Source organism: Aeromonas sp. HMWF015, assembly GCF_963878965.1.
In the GTDB taxonomy this organism is placed as follows: Bacteria; Pseudomonadota; Gammaproteobacteria; order Enterobacterales; family Aeromonadaceae; genus Aeromonas; species Aeromonas veronii.
In genome coordinates this window covers 1-5,797 of record NZ_CAWNZT010000215.1, presented here as the reverse complement: position 1 = coordinate 5,797, position 5,797 = coordinate 1, and the positions used below count along the sequence as shown (strand labels likewise).

The 5,797-nt window shown below is 61.0% G+C and carries 5 protein-coding genes; 3 read left to right on the top strand and 2 right to left on the bottom strand.

What is annotated here, in order from left to right; all coding sequences use genetic code 11:
* The first annotated feature begins 1 nt into the window (after position 1).
* The 3 genes from blrB to creD all read left to right on the top strand — a co-directional run bounded on the left by blrB (position 2) and on the right by creD (position 3,758).
* On the top strand, positions 2-1,387 hold the full coding sequence (blrB, locus tag AACS18_RS11855; RefSeq protein ID WP_258228926.1) for a beta-lactam sensor histidine kinase BlrB: 1,386 nt from the start codon (positions 2-4) through the stop codon (positions 1,385-1,387).
* A gap of 80 nt (positions 1,388-1,467) precedes the next feature.
* Complete coding sequence (gene blaOXA / locus AACS18_RS11850) at positions 1,468-2,262, top strand: OXA-12 family class D beta-lactamase (RefSeq protein WP_106844468.1); 795 nt, start codon at positions 1,468-1,470, stop codon at positions 2,260-2,262.
* A gap of 119 nt (positions 2,263-2,381) precedes the next feature.
* Complete coding sequence (gene creD / locus AACS18_RS11845; RefSeq protein ID WP_108614320.1) at positions 2,382-3,758, top strand: cell envelope integrity protein CreD; 1,377 nt, start codon at positions 2,382-2,384, stop codon at positions 3,756-3,758.
* 52 nt (positions 3,759-3,810) lie between these two features.
* Here the strand turns inward: creD and glmU are convergent, their stop codons facing one another.
* A complete protein-coding gene (gene glmU / locus AACS18_RS11840) occupies positions 3,811-5,172 on the bottom strand; it encodes a bifunctional UDP-N-acetylglucosamine diphosphorylase/glucosamine-1-phosphate N-acetyltransferase GlmU (RefSeq protein ID WP_108614319.1) in 1,362 nt (453 codons plus the stop codon).
* A 94-nt stretch (positions 5,173-5,266) separates the two neighbouring features.
* Positions 5,267-5,695 carry a F0F1 ATP synthase subunit epsilon gene (locus tag AACS18_RS11835; RefSeq protein WP_005342354.1) on the bottom strand — a complete coding sequence of 143 codons (429 nt, stop codon included), beginning with the start codon at positions 5,693-5,695 and terminating at the stop codon, positions 5,267-5,269.
* Positions 5,696-5,797: the final 102 nt, after the last annotated feature.

Here is a 5,797-nt window from a genome sequence, read left to right as displayed (position 1 = left end):
GCTGATCTTCGCGCTGGCCGCCTGGTTCGTGCTGGAGATCTTCGTCGAGGAGATCAAACCCGGGGTGCGCAGCGCCACCGAGGATACTCTGGTAGACATGACCCAGCTGCTGGCACCGCTCGCACTCGATGATCTGAAAGAGGGCAATATGATGAACGGGCGGTTGGCCAGCGCCTTCGCCCGCCTCAACCAGAATCCCATCAATGCGATGATCGATGGCCATCTCAAGCAACAAGCGGAGTACCGCATCTATGTCACTGACCAGAAGGGTATGGTGATTTACGACTCCGACGGCACGGATCTGGGCAAGGATTATTCCCGCTGGAACGATGTCTACCGCACCCTGCGCGGCCAGTATGGCGCCCGCAGCACCCGCACCGATCCCGACGATGCCGCCAGTTCGACCATGTATGTGGCGGCGCCGCTGCGGGAAGGGGCCGAGATCATCGGCTCCCTCACCGTCGCCAAACCCAATCGCACCCTGATGCCAGCCATCGAGCGCGGGGAACAGGAGCTGCTGCGGGCTGGCGGCCAGATGCTGCTCATCTCGCTGCTGATCGGCAGCCTGCTGGTGTGGTGGCTAAACCGCGCCATCGGCAAGCTGGTGCACTACGCCGACTCGGTCAGCAAGGGGGAGGCGGCACCGCTGCCACGGCTGCACACCGTCGAGCTGGATCGGCTCGGCCGCTCACTGGAGACCATGCGCCACCAGCTCGATGGCAAAAGCTACATCGAAGCCTATGTGCACAGCCTGACCCACGAGCTGAAAAGCCCGCTGGCCGCCATTCGCGGGGCAGGGGAGATCCTGGCCGAAACACCGCCCCCCGAGGTGGCCAGGCGCTTTATCGGCAACATCAATCTGGAAACCGCCCGCATGCAGCAGCTGATCGAGCGAATGCTGCAACTGGCACGGCTTGAGTCGGGGCAGGGGCTGGATCGGCAAGCGGTAGAGCCGGCCGGGCTCGGCAAGCGGGCGCTCGATGCCCGCCAGATCATCGCCCAGCGCCGTCAGGTCGAGTTGGTGGCCGAGCTGGCCAGCGCGCCGAAACAGAAGTGGGATCCGCTGCTGGTGGAGCAGGCCATCGGCAACCTGCTGGATAACGCCATCGACTTCTCTCCCGCCAACGGGCAGGTCACCCTGAGCGGCAGCCAGCAGGAGGAGGGCTACTGTTTTCGGGTCACCGACAGCGGCCCCGGCATTCCCGACTACGCATTGCCGCGCATCTTCGAGCGCTTCTACTCCTTGCCGCGCCCGGACAAGGGCAAGAGCAGTGGTCTCGGGCTCAGCTTCGCCCATGAGGTGGCCCACCAGCATGGCGGCCGTCTGACCCTGAGCAACCGGCCGGAAGGGGGCGCGCTGGCGGAACTCTGGCTGCCGTTCGCCTAGTCCCCCCGCAACTTCACATTCCCCACACAAAGCGGCATTAGACTGCCGCTTTCTCTCATCCATTTGCTCAAGGAAATGCTATGTCCCGCCTGCTTCTCTCCAGCCTGCTGGCTGCCGGTCTGCTCGCAGCCCTGCCTGCCTCCGCCGCCAGCGGCTGCTTTCTCTATGCCGATGGCAACGGCCAGACCCTCTCCAGCGAAGGGGACTGCTCCAGCCAGCTGCCGCCCGCGTCCACCTTCAAGATCCCGCTGGCGCTGATGGGTTACGACAGCGGCTATCTGGTGGATGAAGAGCATCCGGCGCTGCCTTACAAACCGAGCTATGACGGCTGGCTGCCCGCCTGGCGTGAAACCACCACCCCGCGCCGCTGGGAAACCTACTCGGTGGTCTGGTTCTCCCAGCAGATCACCGAATGGCTGGGGATGGAGCGCTTCCAGCAATATGTCGACCGCTTCGACTACGGCAACCGGGATCTCTCCGGCAATCCGGGCAAGCATGACGGCCTGACCCAGGCCTGGCTCAGCTCCAGCCTCGCCATCAGTCCGGAGGAGCAGGCCCGCTTCCTCGGCAAGATGGTGAGCGGCAAGCTTCCGGTCTCGGCGCAGACCCTGCAGTACACCGCCAATATCCTCAAGGTGAGCGAGATCGACGGCTGGCAGATCCACGGCAAAACCGGCATGGGCTACCCGAAGAAGCTGGATGGCAGCCTCAACCGCGATCAGCAGATCGGCTGGTTCGTCGGCTGGGCCAGCAAACCGGGCAAGCAGCTGATCTTCGTCCATACCGTGGTGCAAAAGCCCGGCAAGCAGTTCGCCTCCCTCAAAGCGAAAGAAGAGGTGCTGGCCGCATTGCCCGGGAAGCTGAAGACCCTGTAATTCCTCCAGAAACCGGCGCAAGGCCGGTTTTTTATCCCCCTTCACCATCACTTCACACAAGCCCATCCCCTCTTCACGTCCGGCCGGCAGACTCGCTCCATACAACAAGGAGACGTGTCATGGTCAAACAGATATTTACCCACAAGATCTTTCTGCTGCTGTTGCTCAGCCTGTTGTTGATGGTGCCGGTGCAATCCATCATGGAGCTGAACCGGGAGCGTCAGGCTTACCGCAGTCAGGCCATTCACAGCATCATGGCCAGCAGCAGCGGCCCGCAGCGACTGATGGGGCCCATTATCGTGCAGCCCTATACCCGTTCGGTGACGGTCGAGCAGGAGGGCAAGCGCTTCGTCCGTCAGGAGCAGATCTACCGCTACCTGCTGCCGGAGCAGTTGGATATCAAGGCCAACATGGAGGTCACCCCGCGCAAGCTCGGCATCTATCAGGCGCAGGTCTATCAGACCCGGCTCACCCTCTCGGGCCGCCTGCCAACCCGGCAGAGTCTGCTGAATGACGCGAACCCACCGCTTGATGAAGCGGCCGAGCTGGTGGCGGGCAAACCCTACCTGAGCCTGGTGCTCTCCGATGCTCGCGGTATCAACAGCGTGCCCGAACTGCAACTCGGCACACAGCGGATCCCGTTTGCCCCCGGCGCCCGCCTCGGTGATGCGCTGGCAGGTATCCATGCCCCGCTCGACAGCCTGCCGCAACAGGATGGCACCTTTCATCTGGATCTGAATCTGCAGGGGATGAACGCCCTCGACATAGTACCGCTGGGCAAGGAGAGCACCTTGCTGCTGGCGGGCAACTGGCCCCATCCCAACTTTATCGGCGACTTTCTGCCGAGCAGTCGCACCCTGAGTCAACAAGGGTTTGAGGCCAACTGGCAAACCAGCTGGTTCGCCAGCGACATGGAGACCCGCTTCAACCGGATGATGAACGGGGACGATAGCAATCTCTCCACCTTCAGCGTCAGTCTGGTGCAGCCGGTGGATCACTATCAGCTCAACGAACGGGCGGCCAAATATGCCCTGCTCTTCATCGGCCTCACCTTTATCAGCTTCTTTATGTTCGAGCTGCTCAAGGGGCTGCGGGTTCACCCGATCCAGTACGCGCTGGTGGGCATGGGGCTGGCTATCTTCTATCTGGTGCTGCTGGCCCTGACCGAGCACCTCGGCTTTGGCTGGGCCTATCTGGTAGCCGCGCTGGCCAGCGTGCTGCTCAACGGCTTCTACCTCAGTCATGTGCTGGGTGGTCCGAAGCAGGGGATCGGCTTCGCGGCGCTGCTCGGGCTGGTCTATGCCATCCTCTACAGCCTGCTGCAGGCCGAAGAGATAGCTCTGCTGCTCGGCGCCCTGCTGCTGTTCGCCACCCTGGCGCTGATCATGCTGCTGACCCGCAAGCTCGACTGGTATCAGGTGATGGACTACAGCGCACCCGCGACCACATGGGCGGCCCCCCAGTCATCGACCAGTGACACCAACCATCAGTCATAAGCCAAAAAAAACCGGCGCCATCAGGCGCCGGTTCTATTTTATTGATCGGGCATCACTTCTTCTTGACCGGACGAGCCCAGTTTTTGATGTGACGCTGGGGCACCCGGGTGATCACCAACTCGTTCTCGGCCACATCCTTGGTGATGGTAGAACCCGCCCCCAGAGTCGCCCCCTTGCCGATGCGAACAGGCGCTACCAGTTGGGTATCGGAACCGACAAACACATCATCCTCGATGATGGTCTGGAATTTGTTGACCCCGTCGTAGTTGCAGGTGATGGTACCGGCACCGATATTCACCCCGGCTCCGATCTCGGCATCACCCAGATAGGTCAGATGACCGCACTTGGAACCAACCCCAAGACGGGCCTTCTTCATCTCGACGAAGTTGCCAACGTGCGCATCCTGCTCCAGAACCGCCCCCGGACGCAAGCGGGCAAACGGGCCCACTGAGCACTGATCTGCCACCTTTGCACCCTCGATAACCGAGTAGGGTTTCACCTCAGTGTGATCGCCAATGACACAATCTTTCAGTACGCAACCGGCTCCGATACGAACGTGATTGCCGAGAGTCACCTTGCCCTCAATGATGACGTTGGCATCGATCACCACCTCTTCACCGATCTCGAGGGTTCCGCGCAGATCGAAGCGGGCCGGGTCAATCAGGGTGACTCCGGCGATCATCAGCTTCTCGGCCTGCATCTGCTGATAGCTGCGCTCAAGTTGGGCCAATTGAACCCGATTGTTGGCCCCTTCCACTTCAGCGGCGCGCTCCGGATGAACGGCGGCAATCGGGCAATTATCGCCGTGAGCCATGGCGATCACATCGGTCAGATAGAACTCGCCCTGGGCGTTTTTGTTGTCGAGACGAGACAGCCATTGACGCAACTGGCCCCCGTTGGCCACCAGCACGCCGGTGTTCACCTCACGAATAGCCAGCTGTTCGGCATTAGCATCCTTCTGCTCGACGATACCGACCACCTGACCGTTTTCACGGACGATACGGCCATAACCGGTGGGGTTGTCCAGTACCACAGTCAGCAATGCCATACCGTTTTCAGCCTTGGCAGCCAGCAGTCGCTGCAGGGTCTCGGGCTGGATCAGCGGGGTATCGCCGTACAGCACCAGCACATCGTCTTCATCCTTCCAGAACGGGATGGCCTGGGCGACGGCATGACCGGTCCCCAGCTGTTGCGCCTGCAGCACCCAGTTGACATCGGCCGCCACGATCCGCTCTTTCAGCAGCTCGGCACCGTGGCCATAGACCAGATGCAGTTGCTCGGCACCGACCTGACGAGCGGTATCGATCACATGGGAAACCATGGGTTTGTTGGCTACCGGGTGGAGTACCTTGGGCAGGGAAGAGCGCATGCGGGTACCTTTACCCGCAGCCAGGATCACGACGTTGAGGGACATAAATTGACCTTTGGAACATGAGGAAATACTCGGCGGAGTCTATCCAACGGGTAAAAAAAAAGCGACCCGAAGGTCGCTTTTTACATCACCGTTATTAGCGGTAATTCTTTTTGACGATATCGATGACTCGCAGTTGAGCCATCGCCTTGGCCAGCTCGGTGGCGGCCTGGGCGTAGTCGATATCACCATGGGAGCTGTGGATCCGCTCTTCGGCTGCGCGCTTGGCTTCCTGGGCTTTCGCCTCATCCAAGTCGTCAGCACGAATCGCGGTGTCCGCCAGCACGGTCACGGATTCAGGTTGTACTTCCAGCATACCGCCGGAGATGTACAGCACCTCTTCAGTTCCGTTCTGCTTCACCAAGCGGACCAGGCCCGGCTTGATGGCAGTCAGCAACGGAGCATGACCGTGGCGGAGACCCAACTCACCTTCGGAGCCTGATACCTGAGCAGTTTGCACGCGACCGGAAAACAGTTTTCCTTCGGCGCTCACCACATCCAGGTGAAAGGAGATCATCTCTGCCATGGGCCCTCCTGTCGAGGCTTACAGTTTCTTGGATTTCTCGACGACTTCGTCGATACCGCCAACCATGTAGAACGCCTGCTCGGGCAGATCGTCATACTCGCC